This is a genomic window from Winogradskyella psychrotolerans RS-3, from assembly GCF_000427335.1.
In the GTDB taxonomy this organism is placed as follows: Bacteria; Bacteroidota; Bacteroidia; order Flavobacteriales; family Flavobacteriaceae; genus Winogradskyella; species Winogradskyella psychrotolerans.
Genome location: NZ_ATMR01000206.1, coordinates 1 through 14243 on the forward strand (window position 1 = coordinate 1; position 14243 = coordinate 14243).

Sequence of the window (14243 nt, forward strand, 5' to 3'; positions counted from 1 at the left end):
AGATTCCTGCCTACGCAGGAATGACAGGGTGTTGGTGTTTGTTGTGGGTTAGCTTGGTGGCATTGGTGTAAAGCCTGATTCTATATAGTCGGCATCAAAAATGTTGCTTGCTGTTATGGATAATTCTACTTGTTTTAATTGTAGCATTATTGAAGCATCCCAAACGGTTTAGGTTTGTCCTATGCTGCGTGCGGGATATTATACCTTCAAGGTCAAAAAAGACCTTTAAGGATCGTTGAGATGAGCATTTAGTTTCAATTTACGAGATTCCTTTTTTCAAAGGAATTTGTAGCGCATACCAAATAATATGTTGCTTGGTGGCATTGGTGTAAAACCTGATTCAATATAATCGGCATCAAAAATGTTGCTTGCTGTGACTGATAGTTCTACTTGTTTTAATTGTAGCATTATTGACGCATCCCAAACGTTGTAGGTTTGTCCTGTGGTACGTTCAGCATACTTGTAGACGATACTTTGACTGACGTTTTTAAATAATTGTGTGCTTAATCTCGTGGTATAATGGTGTTTTAAGGTGTTTAAGGCATAACGGGATAATTCTTCGTTTTGCTCTAAAATATCATCTTCTAAATAGGCGTAACCAAAAGCTAAGGTTTGGTTGAAGTTATTCATTTCAAAATTATAAGCCACATCCACTTCTAGACCTTTGGTGTTGACTTCTGCAATGTTGGTTGCTGTAAAGATTTCTTCAACAGTGTTTGGTCTTACAAAATCAATCAGGTTTTTGGCATCGCGATTAAAAACAGATAGACTTGCTCTAATCCTTGATGAATGATATTTAATACCAATTTCTTGCGCGAAGGCTTCTTCTGGTTCTAAATTTTCATTACCGTTTGTTCTTGGATCCGTGTAATACAAATCGGTATAAGTGGGAATGCGATAGGTAAAGCCGATGTTTCCGTAGGCTTTAAGGTTGTTGGTAATATCGAACCCTACATCTAATCCGGGGAATCCATTAAATTTAAAATCCGAAAAATAGGTGACGGCAACACCAGGAGTAATATCTAAACGGTTGTCTATAAACTGGAATCGATGCTCTAAAAATAAGGTGGTCATAAAACGGTTACGATTCCCTAAGTTGTTACTTTTTAAATAGGTTTTAGAGAGGTCTATCCCAAAGCCCGTAACTCCTAATTTTGAGGTGTATGACGCATTGGCTTCTGCTCCGATTTTATTAGACAGATGGAAGTTTCTGAAGAATGCAGGTTCAAAACGTTTTAGAAGAAATAGATCTTGGTTACGTTTCCAGTAGATACGTGGTTGAATTTTGAATTTTTCAGATTGAAATTTCGTGGTGAATGCGATTAGACTGTTTTGCGTTTCTTCATATTCGCTGAACGTAGGATTGGTGGTGTAAAAATTTTCGGCACCAAACTTACGTTCAGAAAATGTGGCAATCATTTCAATAGCTTGGGCATTTTTATTGAATACGCTTTTTAGAAAGTAATTAGAATTATCATAATCGGAATTGTTTCGGTAGCCATCAGAGGTCATTTTCCCCACATGGAGAATGTGTGTTGAGTTTTCTAATTCATTCCCAACAGTTACTGAACCATTAAGTTGACCGAAGGAACCCGTCTCAAGATTTGCAGACACGGAATTGTCTAAACTCGATTTTGTGACAATATTAATAGCTCCTGTAAAGGCATTTTGTCCAAATACACGGGCTGCAGGTCCTTTTATCACTTCGATACGTTGAATGACTTCAAGGGGAAGCGCAGCATTTAAAGTATGATGTCCTGTTTGCGCATCGTCCATTTTGATACCATCTATTAATAAGAGGGTTTGATCGAAACCACCACCTCTGATGAATAAATCGGCTTGACTTCCTCCTGTGCCACGACGTCTAATATCGACACCTGCGATTTGTTGTAATACATCTGAAATGGTCACCGCCGCGCTACTTTTAATATCTGCTGCGGTGATTATGTTTATGGTTCTCGAATTTTCTCTGAAGGGTAAATCGATTCGCGTTGAAGTAATGATGACCTCTTTTAAAGAATCTGTTTTTATAATGGGTTGTGTGTCTTGCGCGTTAAGTTGGCAAGTGGCCATTAAAATGAATGTAAAAAGTGAGACTATGATTTTCATCTATTTATGTTTTGTAATACTTTGTTTTTGTGTGGTTTAATTTTAACGCTGCAAAAGTCGTAACTTTCCGGACGATTAAAGTAGTCCAGTTTTAAAACAATGAATAGTCCGGTTAGTCAAATTCTAAAACAGCTTATCACTTTTGATAAAACTATTGTGCAACCTGTGTATGTTCAAGTGGCTCAACAAATCGTAAATGCCATACAACGTGGCTATTTGGAAAAAGGGAGTAAATTGCCTGGAACTCGCGTTTTTAGTCAGTTGTTAAACATTCATCGGAATACGGCTGTTGCTATTTACGAAGAGTTGGCCTCGCAAGGTTGGGTAGATATTGTAGCCAATAGAGGGACTTTTGTTTTGGTACCTGAAGAATCTACGGCAAAAATTAAAGCCACAACGCAGCACTTACAACAAGCGTACGTGTATCCAAAAGTCGCGGGTTTTCCGTTTCAAAAATCGTTTCACTTGGCTTCCACAGCACAAGAAACGACAGCCAAATATTCTATTAACGATGGTAAGCCCGATTTGCGTTTGCATCCTGTGCACCAATTTTCGAGATGGTATAGTGCTGCTATGAAACGGAAACCGCTAATTAATAAATGGAATAGCACAACCGCTTTAAGACCTTCGGTTTTTAGTATACAACTCTGTAATTATTTGAATGCCACACGAGGATTTCATATTAATCCTCATCATATAATTAATACACGTAGCACGGAAATGAGCCTTTATATGGTGTCGCAACTGCTCATAAAACAAGATGATTTGGTGTTGGTTGGGCAGTTAAGTAATTATGCTGCTAATATGATTTTTCAAGAAGCTGGTGCCATTATGCGGACCATTCCAGTAGATGATGAAGGTTTGGATGTGGATTATATAAAAACTCATTTTGTAAAGAAAAGCATTCGCTGTGTGTATATCTGTGCGCATAGGGATTATCCGACTACGGTAACCTTGAGTGCTAAACGTCGTTTGCAATTATTGCAACTCGCAAAAACGTATGGGTTTGCTATTATCGAAGACGATTACGATTACGATTTTCAATTTGAAGGTTCTGCCATGTTACCTATGGCAAGTGCAGATGCAGATGGGATGGTGATTTATCTCGGTAAATTAGGGCAATCGTTATTTCCTAGCTTTCATACTGGGTTTGTGGTCGCACCCGAAAACTTTATTTCTGAAGCCAAAAACTATTTGCAATTATTAGATAAACAAGGAGATTTAATACAAGAGCAAATGTTATCTGAGCTTATTTCTGAAGGTGAAATCTATCGCCTTAAGAAGAAAAATATTATCACTTACAAACAGCGACGTGATTGTTTATGTCAATATTTAAACTATTATTTTGAAGGTGCTATTACTTGGGATATACCCTTAGGTGGTTTGGCGCTATGGTTGCAATTTGTGAATACCATTTCCTTGGTGAAACTGGCTGAAGAAGCTGAAAAACTAGATTTGTTCTTACCAAAAACGATTTTATATCAAGATAAAACGACTTGTGCCATTCGTTTTGGTTTTGGACATTTAAATGAAGATGAATTAGAAATCGTGATTAAAAAACTGAAACGTGCTTATGATAACGTCCTTAATTCTTAATGGGAAATTCCGTCTTACAATCCTCACATTTGTATTGGTAGCGCGCGCTAAAAGGTAGTGTTCCGGTAATAAAAGCAATAAGAAAAGAGACTAAGGATTTAAAATTGGTAATGGTAGAATACAGCTCAATACGATGTTTTCCGCAGTTAGGACAGACAATAGCTTCACCATCATCATTTAGAGAATAGGCTTTAATGGAATTTAAAATATCTTTTGCTTTGGCTTCGTCCGCAGCTAATACGTTTAATTTTATACCGCCAATAGCATTACTTACTAAGGGATCTGTATCAATAGTGATATTGTCTTTTAGGAATACTTTAATGCCATCAGACTCTAGTCTGCCTTTAATGATTTCGGCTTCTGTTGAATATTGAAATTTGGCTATGGTAACGAAGGTGTCTTGCATGAGGTAAAGGTACTATATTCTTGTGGAGACCTGTCAGGTTTTTAAAACCTGACAGGTCTGAATACTATAATTTTTTTCGTTCTTTAATATTTAATTATCGTTTATCAATAATTTTTATATATTTGTTATTGTAAAACGATAATTTATATGAAGAACTTGACTATCTTAAAAGGTTTAGCCGATTACATTTGGATACTTACTTGTATTCCTATATTGATTTTTCTACCAATAGGTTATATATATGGTTTCTTTGATTCAGATGCATATAATATTTTGTTTGAGGCAGGTGAGTCGAATGTAAATTATTCGAATCCATTCGTTCACTTTATATTACTTCTGTTTATGGTACTCACTTTTGTAAGTATTTATTGTTTTTACTTGTTTAGAAAAACTTTAGATTTTTTCCTAAAGGCTGAACCATTTCATGAAGAAGTGATAGTGAATTTTTATAAAATTGGTCGCTTTTTGGTGATCATAGGCATATTAGGTTCTGTGTTTCTGTTTTTAGTTAGAATGATAGTAAAAAATCAACTCAAATTAAATTTAGGTCTAAGTCCATATATAATAATACTATGTCTCGGCTTATTTTTTATGGTATTAAGCGAGGTATTTAAGGTGGCGAAAAAGGCTAAGGAAGAAAACAATTTAACGATATAATTATGACTAAAAACACACTTTTAAATACCGCTGTTTGGGTAACGAGGCTATTAAAAATCATATTAGTAATTGCTGCAATAGGTGTTACATGCTTATTTGTATATGCTCAAATTGATAAAGACACTTTTGCAGAAGAAGAGATTGTGTTAAAGGCTAATCCAGGTTATCTTGGTGTTTCGACGATAGTTTCAGATGTTTGGAAGGATGATACTGAGGATGCCAAATATGATTCAAAACCTTATACTTTTGGAAAACTAAAAACAGTATCCTTGTATATCAATTATTTCAAAATCATTAGTGTTGCCATGTTACTATTTCTAATACTTAGGGCTTTCGAAACCATTATGTTATCTGTGAAAACATTGCATACGTTTAGTAGTCGTAATGCAAAACTGTTTAGAAAGATTGGGGTCTATATTATTGTGGTTACAATTCTGATAAGTTATACTGTACTTCGATTTGAAAGTGGAAGTCAAACTATTTCACATCTATCATTAACTCCAGTAATTTATATGCTTTTGGCCTTTGTAATGGCAGAGATTTTTAAAGAAGGTGAAAATTTGAGAGCAGAAAACGATCTAACTATATAAGCATGTCCATAATAGTTAACCTAGACATCATACTAGCCAAACGTGGCATGAAGAGCAACGAACTTGCTGAAATTGTTGGGATCACAACTGCGAACCTGTCCATTTTAAAAACGGGAAAAGCAAAAGCCATTCGATTTTCAACTTTGGAAGCCATTTGTAAAGCTTTGGACTGTCAGCCTAGTGATATATTAGAATACGTAGAAGATTAAAAGGTTTTAAAAATTAGTACCTTGGGAGTCTAAAAATTGAATAGATGCGAAGCCTAATTTTATTACTGTCATTTTTATGTTTAGTGAATTGCAAGGAAGACAAAACTTCTGAAACGGAATTAACAACTACAGGAAGTTCAAACTACACCATTTCATTTGAAAATGCAGCGCATCATGAAGCTGAAATCACGGCCACTTTTAAAGGTTTAAAATCTGGTGAAGCCGCATTTAGAATGTCTAGAAGCTCACCAGGGCGTTATGCTATTCACGAATTTGCTAAGAATGTTTATAATGTAAAGGTTACAGATGGGAAGGGTAATGTTTTAGAAACAACACGTCCCGATCCGTATTCTTGGATCGTGAACAATCACGATGGCACTATAATAGTCAATTACACCTTATACGCCAATCATGGAGATGGGACCTACGCACAAGTCGATGAAACGCACGCGCATCTTAATATGCCAGCGACCTTTATGTATGCTCCGAGTTTGGAGAATGATACCTTCAACATCGAATTTAAACCTCGCAAAGACTTAAATTGGAAAATTGCAACGCAGTTAAAGCTCGTAGAAGGGAACACTTATTCCGCTGATGACTTACAGTATTTTATGGATAGTCCGACTGAAATTAGTGACCATATGTTACGTTCGTTTGAGGTAGATGGTCAAAAGATCAATTTTGCATTACACCATAATGGAACGGCAGCAGAATTTGATGCCTATTTTGAAAAGGTTAAAAAACAATCTTACAACAAAAGGCCGTTTTTGGGGAATTACCAACTTACGATTACGGTGAATACACATTTTTAGGCTGTTACATTCCTAATGCCACAGGTGATGGTATGGAACATCGAAACTCTACCATTGTCACCAGCACGCGAAGTTTAGCCGATGGAGCCGATCGTAATATTGGAACGGTGTCTCATGAGTTTTTTCATTGCTGGAATGTAGAACGTATACGACCACAAAGTTTAGAACCTTTTAATTTTGAAGACGCTAACATGAGTGGAGAGCTTTGGTTTGCTGAAGGCTTTACTAGTTATTATGACGATTTAACCTTAACCAGAGCCGGACTTATTACACAAGAAGATTATATAAAAGGGCTTACAGGAACTTTTAATTACGTGTGGAATTCGCCAGGACGTCAGTTTTTTAATCCTATTGAGATGAGCTATCAAGCGCCATTTGTAGATGCAGCACGATCGGTAGATGATATCAATCGAGACAATACTTTTATTTCCTATTATTCGTATGGCAGTATGTTGGGTTTGGCTTTAGATTTATCGCTTAGAATGCAAAACTTGAATCTAGACGATTACATGACATTGGTTTGGAATACCTACGGAAAAACGGAAACCTATTATACTATTGCTGATTTACAGGAAACGTTAAAGGCTTATGCTGGTGCTGAATTTAGTGATGCTTTTTTCAACAATTATATCTACAAAAGCGGTATGCCAGATTTTGAAACCTTGTTTAAAACGGTTGGTGTGCAATTAAAACAAAACACGGAGCAGTCTGCTTTTGGATTGCGTTTAAAAAACCAAGTGATTACAAGTAATACAATGGTCGGTTCTGGAGCTTATAAAGTAGGTCTCGAAAAAGGAGATAAATTACTTAAAATTGATGGTGTTGAACTCAATGAAACTTCAGACTTAAATAAAATTTTAGGTACAGTAAAACCGAATCAAACCGTTGATGTGGTTTATGAGCGCTTCGGAAAGCAACGCACTGTAAAATTAACTTTAGATGCCGATACGTCTTATGCTATTTCAAGTTTAGATGATTTATCTGAAGTCGCTAAAGCAAATCGTGATGCTTGGTTGGGAAGTAAGTAGGGTTTGACAACTTTAGGTGTTTTAACAGTTTCTAATAGCCTAAGGGTTCTTGTTTTGTATGACGAACACGAAGTATTCTAATTTCCGATTTGGTTATTTGATAGGCTATACGGTAACTATAAATTTCAAAAGCTCTAAAGGTTTCATCGTTATTTTTGCGATACTTGTCTAATGGATGAATTTCAGGATTGTATTTTAAGTTGTTCGTTGCAGAAAAGATTTCATTTCTTACGTTTTCAGCAGATTGCAAGGAGTCTTTTTTTATATAATCGAAAGCTTCTTTTAATTGCAATAATGCTAATTTCCGCCAAACAATTTTTACCATTGATCAGCTATTTTCTTAGCCTCGTTTTGGGTATAAAATTCACCTTTTTCGATATCTTCAATTGCCTCTTCAATCTCTTTGTTATAGTCCTCTAGAGTGATTCTTTCAGAATTTTGTAATCCGTTTTTTAGGACGTATTCTAATTTATCTAAAAGTGTTTCATTGACTTCAGATAGCTGTTGTATAAACTTGTATTTTCTTGCTTCTAAATCCATCGTTTTTAATTCTCGTATGTTATAAAGATACAATTTCTCGTTCATATGTTTTGTTTTTTGAATTTTTGTCACCTGAGAGGCTATAATTTTTAACGTCGTCGATTAGCCAATAAAGGGGGTGGTTCTCCATTAAAAGGATTAAAACGGCTAATGGTTTTAGCTTCTAATCCTGCAGCGCTCATAACAGCTCTATCTCCATAGCGTTCGCGCATTTTGTCCATAGCATTGGTTAGGTTGAGGTGCATTTCGTTATCTTCAAACAAGTTTACTTGGTGGCCACCTTCTACCAAATGACTAAATTTTACACCAATTAATCGCACTAAAAGTCTGCGATGGTATAGTTTTTTAAACAAATCTAATACCACAGGAATAAGCATATGATCCATGGCGCTATAGGGAATGCGTTGCTGTTGTGTATAGGTCTGAAAATCGGAATACCGAATCTTAAACGTGACGCAAGCCGTTAATTTATGACCACGACGTAATTGATACGCCAAATTCTCTGCCATGGCAACGACCATGCCTTTAAGTTTGGTAACATCTGTAGTATCTTGATTAAACGTACGCTCTGTAGAAATAGATTTACGCTCGTGGTACTGTACCACAGGAGAGTTGTCTATGCCATTGGCTTTTTTCCAAATAACAAGACCGTTTTTGCCCAATACTTTATGCATGAGTTCCATGGGCATTTCTTGTATGGTATGAATGCGTTTTACACCCAAATCGCACAAGGCTTTGTAAGTGACATTACCAACCATAGGTATCTTTTTAACCGAAAGTGGAGCTAAAAATGGTTTTTCGTTACCAGAAAGAATACGAATCTCGTTGTTGGGTTTGGCTTCACCAGTCGCAATTTTAGACACTGTTTTGTTAAGCGATAAGCCAAAGGAAATCGGTAAGCCAGTTTCTTTGATGATTTTCTGACGTAATTCTGAAGCCAGTTTGTGGCAACCGAAAAATTTATCCATTCCGGTGAGATCGATGTAAAATTCGTCTATAGATGTTTTTTCATAAAGCGGAACGCTCTCTTTGATCACATCAGTAACAGCGTTTGAAAACTTGGTGTAAATACCAGAGTTTCCTCTGAGTACAATAGCTTCAGGGCAGAGTTGTTTTGCCATACGCATTGGCATCGCAGAATGAATGCCGAATTTTCGAGCTTCGTAACTGCAAGACGCCACCACACCTCTGTCGCTTGTGCCACCAATAAGAATTGGTTTTCCGTTAAGGCTACTATCGGTGTGTCTTTCGCAAGACACAAAAAATGTATCTAAATCCATGTGTACGATGTTGCGGTTGTTGATCATTTTTTAATTTGGGTTTTCTTTCCTGCGAGGTTTTAAAAACCTTGTAGGTATTTAATAGGTAATTTTATATGTGCAAGTTCAAAAAAGACTTTACAGGATTATTTGTCTGTAAAATAAACACCCCTAATGAGCTTCGCTCGGTATCTTCAACAAAAGCATTCGCTTTTTATTTCGATAATCCTCAAGGGGACAATCTCACTGTTGCGAATAAAAAAATCTAAAAGAATTTTTTATTAATTGTCCCCTTGAGGATTATTGAGATGAAAGTATTCTTTCATTGAAAATACCGAGCGTAGATTATTAGGGGTGTAAAATCATAGTGTCAATAAGGTTTTAAAAGCCTTGTAGGATATAGAAAATTTTAAATTTACCCTAGCTCATAAATCACCCGAAGTGACGACTTCAATCAAAAAATATTTTGATTTTGATAGTTTCGCAAATTCACTCGAAGTGACGCCATGTTATTTTTTAAACTGTTAATTATACCTACAAGGTTTTTGAAACCTTGCAGGATATAGAAAATTTTAAATTTACTCTAGCTCATAAATCACTCGAAGTGACGAGTAGGTTTTGGTTTTATCCTTGTACCATTTTGAGATCTTGAAAGCTTTTCTTATTCTGAAATGTAGGATTTAAAGAATTTACCGAATAACGCGGATCTTCAATAATTGCCAAGCGTTCCATTTTTGAAACTTCAATAGTGACACAATCAAATTCTACCATAACTTTTCCTGTAATGCTATAAATTCCTTTACCTCTAAATGGATATTTTGCTGCAATAGGAGGGAAGTGAACCGTATCTAAAAAATCACCATCACGATCTAAAAACGTTCCGAAATGCATCATTTTACCATTCGATGTTTTGGTGTTTTTTGTGGTAATCAAGTAACCTTCAATGATAATAAGTTTGTTTTCTAGTTGTGTTAAGTGTTTAGCACGTAAATTACTAATCGAATGTTTTTCTAATAAATAAAATGGATTACAAAGGCTAAATCCTAATAATTCAATTGAATCGAAAGCATTTTCGAGCTCTGTACTCGGTAGTTCTGGTGTGTTATAATTCACACGTTCGGTTTTAAACAGTGTAACGATGTCTTCTTTGATGACGGTTTTACTGATTTTTAAATGGGCTTCCCAAAGCAATTCACGTTTGTTAATTCCTGTAAACCGAAAGGCATTTATTTTTATTAAAATAGAGATCTGTTCAATAGAAATTGGGACGCGTTCTATAAAATCGTCGAGTGATTCAAATTTGCCATGTTCTTGTCGTTCATTAAGAATGCGATTTATGGTTTTAGCTTCTAAGGATTGTAAAAACATAAAGCCTAAATAGATCGTTTTCTCTTTTATAACGGCTTGGGTAAACGACTGATTAATACATGGAGCTTCAATAATACCATTGTGCATTCTAGCTTCATGGACATATAATTCTGTGTTGTAAAATCCACCAAAATTATTAATGGTCGCTGTCATATATTCCAACGGATAATAGGCTTTTAAAAATAGACTTTGATAACTTTCTACCGCATAAGATGCAGAATGGCCTTTGGCAAATGCGTAACCAGCAAAGCTTTCAACTTGTCGCCAAACATCTGCTACTAAATCTTCGGGTTTGCCATCTTTTATACAGTTATCGAAGAATTTTTGTTTCACTTTGTCAAACTCGTCTCGCGATCTAAATTTTCCAGACATGCCACGGCGCAGCATATCCGATTCGCCCAAATCTAAACCTCCAAAAAGGTGAGCGACTTTAATCACATCTTCTTGATACACCATAATACCATAAGTTTCGGGCATAATTTTTTGTAAAACAGGGTGTGCTTCTTTTCGTCTTTCGGGATAACGATACCGTAAAATATATTCGCGCATCATGCCACTTTTGGCAACACCAGGTCTAATGATAGAACTGGCAGCGACTAAGCCTAGATAATTATCGACTTGTAGTTTTTTTAAAAGCATGCGCATGGCTGGAGATTCTACATAAAAACAACCGATAGCTTTTGCGTTGCGTAGTAAATCTTTTATACGTTCGTCTTTTTTAAACCCTTTTATATCGTGTATGTCAATTGGTGGTTGTTCTTTATAATTGGCATCAATAATCTCTACCGCTTCCTTTATTTTGCCTAAGCCACGCTGGCTGAGAATATCAAATTTGTACAGACCAATATCTTCAGCAACCACCATATCAAACTGTGTAGTTGCAAAACCTTTTGGTGGCATAAATGTGGCACAATACGAATGTATGGGTTGCTCTGAAATCAGAATACCACCAGCATGAATGCCTAAATAATTAGGAAATCCTTCAATATACTTACTGTATTTAATGACGAGTTGTGATATTTGATCGAGCTGATTAAGGTTATATTTTCCTCGGGTTAGTTTATCCATTTCGGACTTAGGTAGGCCAAATACTTTTCCTAATTCGCGAATAGACGCTCTAAATTTAAAGGTGTTGTAAACCGCAATAAGTGCTGTGTGTTTAAAGGTGTTGAAAATATAATTGGTAATATCATCTCTGTCTTTCCATGAAAAATCGAGGTCGAAATCTGGCGGATTCTGACGAAAGAGGTTAATGAAACGTTCAAAATACAAATCGAGTTCAATGGGGTCTACATCAGTAATTCGTAATAAATACGCAATAATACTATTGGCACCACTACCACGACCAACGTAGTAATAGTTTTTGCTACGAGCGTATTCTAAGATTTTCCAGTTGATGAGAAAATAGGAGACGAAGCCTTTTTTTTTAATGATATGAAGCTCTTTTTCAATACGCTCATAAACTTTCTGTTCAACCTCAGAGCCGTACCGATAGTGAATTCCATCGTATGTTAATTGTTTCAGTAACTGATAATCTGAAGTTTCATTTTCAGTTAGACATTTTTGGTTTTTAGGTTCTGTATTTTCAAAATCAAAAGTAGTGGTGCAGGTTTCTAAAAGTTGTTCTGTATTACTGATGAGTTTTGGAAATTCCGAATAGGTCTCACAGAGGTCGTTATACGGTAGCATCATATCGTTTTCATGACCTTCTTCCGATTGTGGAAGTTTACTTAATAAGGTATTATTATCAATAGCACGTAATAAACGATGGGTGTTGAATCCTTTTTTATTCTGAAAAGACACCGTTTTTAAAACCACGAGTTTATGTTTGAATTCATTCCATTTTGAGAATTTTAAGGTATTGAGATCTTTAGGGGTGATGCCTAAAAACTCATTAGGTTTTAACTCGAAATGCTTGTCATTTTGATAAGGATAAATTACAAAGCAATCGTCTAAATCTTGATCTGGTCGTTCTGGGATTTGTAAATCGTGATTGTGAAGAAATTTAGAGAGGTAGGCATTAATGTTTTGAAACCCTTGATTGTTTTTGGCGATAAGAATGAATTGCTGTTGTACGCCATTTCTAAAATCGACACCAAGCACGGGTTTTATCTTGTATTTTTTTGACAAACGCATTACATCTAAACACGCAGATGTACTGTTAATATCGGTTAGCGCAAGGGTTTGAACGCCGTTTTCTGATGCAATAGCAAGGAGTTGCTCTGGTTTTATGGTACCATAACGAAGGCTGTAATAGGTGTGACAATTTAAATACATAATTAAAAATCTAGATTGTAAATTTAGCTACTGTGTGTAGTTTTTATTGCTTATATTTGTAGTAATATTTGAAAAAGTGAAAAGTGAAAAGTGAAAAGTTAAAAGTTAAGAGTGAAGAGTGAAGAGTGAAGAGTGAAGAGTGAAGAGTGAAGAGTGAAGAGAATAATAGTTATAAGTTGTACGGACTTATAGTGCTAACATGATACTTTTTTTAATGAATGATTAATATAATAAAATTACAGATGAAACCGATTCAGGCTAATATAAAACATTTACGGACTCTAAAAAAGCTCTCTCAAGAGCGCTTTGCTGATGAATTGAACTGGAGTCGCTCAATGGTGGGTTCTTATGAAGAAGGGCGTTCAGAGCCGCCAATAGACCGCTTAATAGACTTGTCTAACTTCTTTGATATTCCTATTGATATTTTAGTTAAAAATGATTTGCGTAAAGCAAAAAATACCTCCTTTATTGAGGTAGGGAATAAGCGTGTGTTATTTCCTGTAACTGTTAATGAAGACAACGAAGATTTAATTGAAATTATCCCAGCAAAAGCATCTGCTGGTTATTTGTCTGGTTATGATGATCCGGAATATATAGAACAGCTTCAAAAGATTAAATTACCATTTTTACCAACAGGCACACACAGAGCATTTCCTATTAAAGGAGATTCTATGTTACCCGTAAAAGATGGTGCGTTTATAGTCGCAAAATTTGTTGACGATATTAGAGATGTTAAAAACGGACGTACGTATATTATACTAACTAAGGATGATGGTTTGGTGTACAAGCGGATTTATATTCCTGAAGGAGACATTTCAAATTTGTTGTTAAGCTCAGATAATAAAACGTATCAACCCTATTTAATTCCTCGCGAAAACATTTTAGAGATTTGGGAGTTTACTTGTTGTATTAACACTCAAGAATACGATGAAAAAGAATTAAAATTGAGTAGTATTATGATGTTATTTCAAGAACTAAAAGTTGAATTAGAGGCGGTAAAACGAATGTAATATTTCATTATTAAATATAAAAAAAGCGCGAAATGAAATATTTCGCGCTTTTTATTTTATAGTAAGAGATGTGTTAGTCTGCTAAAATAATTAGCTTATTATCTTTTAATTCTAATGTGCCAGAATTAATAGCTAACCAAAATCCTTTGTCAGATTTTGTAAATTTTGCTTCAACCTCTTTTTCTAATTGAATGTTAGTTCCATCAACTTTTACATGTCCTTCTTTAAGAATAGAGACAATAGGAGTGTGATTGTTTAACATTTGAAATTCACCATTTACTCCAGGAACAGTTACTGAAGTAACTTCTCCGCTAAATAATGTGGCTTCTGGTGATACAATTTCTAAGTACATATTTTATAGTTGTTTGTTATTAGTTGATGG

General features: G+C 35.4%; 14 protein-coding genes. 7 read left to right on the top strand and 7 right to left on the bottom strand.

Features of this window, described 5'->3' with window-relative positions:
* Positions 1 to 276: 276 nt before the first annotated feature.
* Complete coding sequence (locus ADIWIN_RS18135) at positions 277 to 2109, bottom strand: TonB-dependent receptor plug domain-containing protein (protein ID WP_020897966.1); 1833 nt, start codon at positions 2107 to 2109, stop codon at positions 277 to 279.
* 99 nt (positions 2110 to 2208) lie between these two features.
* Between ADIWIN_RS18135 and ADIWIN_RS18140 the strand changes: the two genes are divergently transcribed.
* Entirely contained in the window at positions 2209 to 3705 is a 1497-nt protein-coding gene (locus ADIWIN_RS18140; protein ID WP_020897967.1) for an aminotransferase-like domain-containing protein, read from the top strand.
* On the opposite strand, the gene ADIWIN_RS18145 is transcribed toward ADIWIN_RS18140, so the two are convergent.
* Positions 3695 to 4111: a putative signal transducing protein gene (locus tag ADIWIN_RS18145; protein ID WP_020897968.1), complete on the bottom strand. Its 417-nt coding sequence runs from the start codon at positions 4109 to 4111 to the stop codon at positions 3695 to 3697. The two genes, ADIWIN_RS18140 and ADIWIN_RS18145, sit on opposite strands and share 11 nt — an antisense overlap.
* A gap of 147 nt (positions 4112 to 4258) precedes the next feature.
* On the opposite strand from ADIWIN_RS18145, the gene ADIWIN_RS19790 reads away from it, so the two are divergent.
* From ADIWIN_RS19790 to ADIWIN_RS22010, 5 genes are read left to right on the top strand one after another with little or no spacing between them, the layout of a single operon-like run.
* Positions 4259 to 4768 (top strand): DUF2975 domain-containing protein, encoded by a 510-nt coding sequence (locus ADIWIN_RS19790; RefSeq protein ID WP_020897969.1) that lies wholly within the window; start codon positions 4259 to 4261, stop codon positions 4766 to 4768.
* A 2-nt stretch (positions 4769 to 4770) separates the two neighbouring features.
* Positions 4771 to 5358 (top strand): DUF2975 domain-containing protein, encoded by a 588-nt coding sequence (locus ADIWIN_RS19795; RefSeq protein ID WP_020897970.1) that lies wholly within the window; start codon positions 4771 to 4773, stop codon positions 5356 to 5358.
* Between the two features lie 2 nt (positions 5359 to 5360).
* Complete coding sequence (locus ADIWIN_RS18160) at positions 5361 to 5567, top strand: helix-turn-helix domain-containing protein (RefSeq protein ID WP_040757716.1); 207 nt, start codon at positions 5361 to 5363, stop codon at positions 5565 to 5567.
* 44 nt (positions 5568 to 5611) lie between these two features.
* On the top strand, positions 5612 to 6379 hold the full coding sequence (locus ADIWIN_RS22005; RefSeq protein ID WP_020897972.1) for a M61 family metallopeptidase: 768 nt from the start codon (positions 5612 to 5614) through the stop codon (positions 6377 to 6379).
* Positions 6380 to 6411: 32 nt separating this feature from the next.
* Positions 6412 to 7407, top strand: a complete 996-nt coding sequence (locus tag ADIWIN_RS22010) for a M61 family metallopeptidase (protein WP_020897973.1) — start codon at positions 6412 to 6414, stop codon at positions 7405 to 7407.
* Between the two features lie 31 nt (positions 7408 to 7438).
* On the opposite strand, the gene ADIWIN_RS18170 is transcribed toward ADIWIN_RS22010, so the two are convergent.
* The 4 genes from ADIWIN_RS18170 to ADIWIN_RS18185 all read right to left on the bottom strand — a co-directional run bounded on the left by ADIWIN_RS18170 (position 7439) and on the right by ADIWIN_RS18185 (position 12851).
* Positions 7439 to 7732: a type II toxin-antitoxin system RelE/ParE family toxin gene (locus ADIWIN_RS18170; RefSeq protein WP_020897974.1), complete on the bottom strand. Its 294-nt coding sequence runs from the start codon at positions 7730 to 7732 to the stop codon at positions 7439 to 7441.
* Complete coding sequence (locus ADIWIN_RS18175; RefSeq protein WP_152487296.1) at positions 7726 to 7992, bottom strand: hypothetical protein; 267 nt, start codon at positions 7990 to 7992, stop codon at positions 7726 to 7728. Before ADIWIN_RS18175 ends, ADIWIN_RS18170 begins: the two co-directional genes overlap by 7 nt.
* A gap of 44 nt (positions 7993 to 8036) precedes the next feature.
* Positions 8037 to 9254 (bottom strand): DNA polymerase IV, encoded by a 1218-nt coding sequence (gene dinB / locus ADIWIN_RS18180; protein WP_040757717.1) that lies wholly within the window; start codon positions 9252 to 9254, stop codon positions 8037 to 8039.
* Positions 9255 to 9830: 576 nt separating this feature from the next.
* Entirely contained in the window at positions 9831 to 12851 is a 3021-nt protein-coding gene (locus ADIWIN_RS18185) for a DNA polymerase III subunit alpha (protein WP_020897977.1), read from the bottom strand.
* A gap of 242 nt (positions 12852 to 13093) precedes the next feature.
* On the opposite strand from ADIWIN_RS18185, the gene ADIWIN_RS18190 reads away from it, so the two are divergent.
* Entirely contained in the window at positions 13094 to 13861 is a 768-nt protein-coding gene (locus tag ADIWIN_RS18190) for an XRE family transcriptional regulator (protein ID WP_020897978.1), read from the top strand.
* A 73-nt stretch (positions 13862 to 13934) separates the two neighbouring features.
* On the opposite strand, the gene ADIWIN_RS18195 is transcribed toward ADIWIN_RS18190, so the two are convergent.
* Complete coding sequence (locus ADIWIN_RS18195; RefSeq protein WP_020897979.1) at positions 13935 to 14213, bottom strand: F0F1 ATP synthase subunit delta/epsilon; 279 nt, start codon at positions 14211 to 14213, stop codon at positions 13935 to 13937.
* Positions 14214 to 14243: the final 30 nt, after the last annotated feature.

Excerpts from the sequence above, each read along its gene's own strand:
- ADIWIN_RS18135 (WP_020897966.1), bottom strand. The coding sequence starts at position 2,109 with ATGAAAATCATAGTCTCACTTTTTACATTCATTTTAATGGCCACTTGC.
- ADIWIN_RS18140 (WP_020897967.1), top strand. The coding sequence starts at position 2,209 with ATGAATAGTCCGGTTAGTCAAATTCTAAAACAGCTTATCACTTTTGAT.
- ADIWIN_RS18145 (WP_020897968.1), bottom strand. The coding sequence starts at position 4,111 with ATGCAAGACACCTTCGTTACCATAGCCAAATTTCAATATTCAACAGAA.
- ADIWIN_RS19790 (WP_020897969.1), top strand. The coding sequence starts at position 4,259 with ATGAAGAACTTGACTATCTTAAAAGGTTTAGCCGATTACATTTGGATA.
- ADIWIN_RS19795 (WP_020897970.1), top strand. The coding sequence starts at position 4,771 with ATGACTAAAAACACACTTTTAAATACCGCTGTTTGGGTAACGAGGCTA.
- ADIWIN_RS18160 (WP_040757716.1), top strand. The coding sequence starts at position 5,361 with ATGTCCATAATAGTTAACCTAGACATCATACTAGCCAAACGTGGCATG.
- ADIWIN_RS22005 (WP_020897972.1), top strand. The coding sequence starts at position 5,612 with ATGCGAAGCCTAATTTTATTACTGTCATTTTTATGTTTAGTGAATTGC.
- ADIWIN_RS22010 (WP_020897973.1), top strand. The coding sequence starts at position 6,412 with ATGGAACATCGAAACTCTACCATTGTCACCAGCACGCGAAGTTTAGCC.
- ADIWIN_RS18170 (WP_020897974.1), bottom strand. The coding sequence starts at position 7,732 with ATGGTAAAAATTGTTTGGCGGAAATTAGCATTATTGCAATTAAAAGAA.
- ADIWIN_RS18175 (WP_152487296.1), bottom strand. The coding sequence starts at position 7,992 with ATGAACGAGAAATTGTATCTTTATAACATACGAGAATTAAAAACGATG.
- dinB (WP_040757717.1), bottom strand. The coding sequence starts at position 9,254 with ATGATCAACAACCGCAACATCGTACACATGGATTTAGATACATTTTTT.
- ADIWIN_RS18185 (WP_020897977.1), bottom strand. The coding sequence starts at position 12,851 with ATGTATTTAAATTGTCACACCTATTACAGCCTTCGTTATGGTACCATA.
- ADIWIN_RS18190 (WP_020897978.1), top strand. The coding sequence starts at position 13,094 with ATGAAACCGATTCAGGCTAATATAAAACATTTACGGACTCTAAAAAAG.
- ADIWIN_RS18195 (WP_020897979.1), bottom strand. The coding sequence starts at position 14,213 with ATGTACTTAGAAATTGTATCACCAGAAGCCACATTATTTAGCGGAGAA.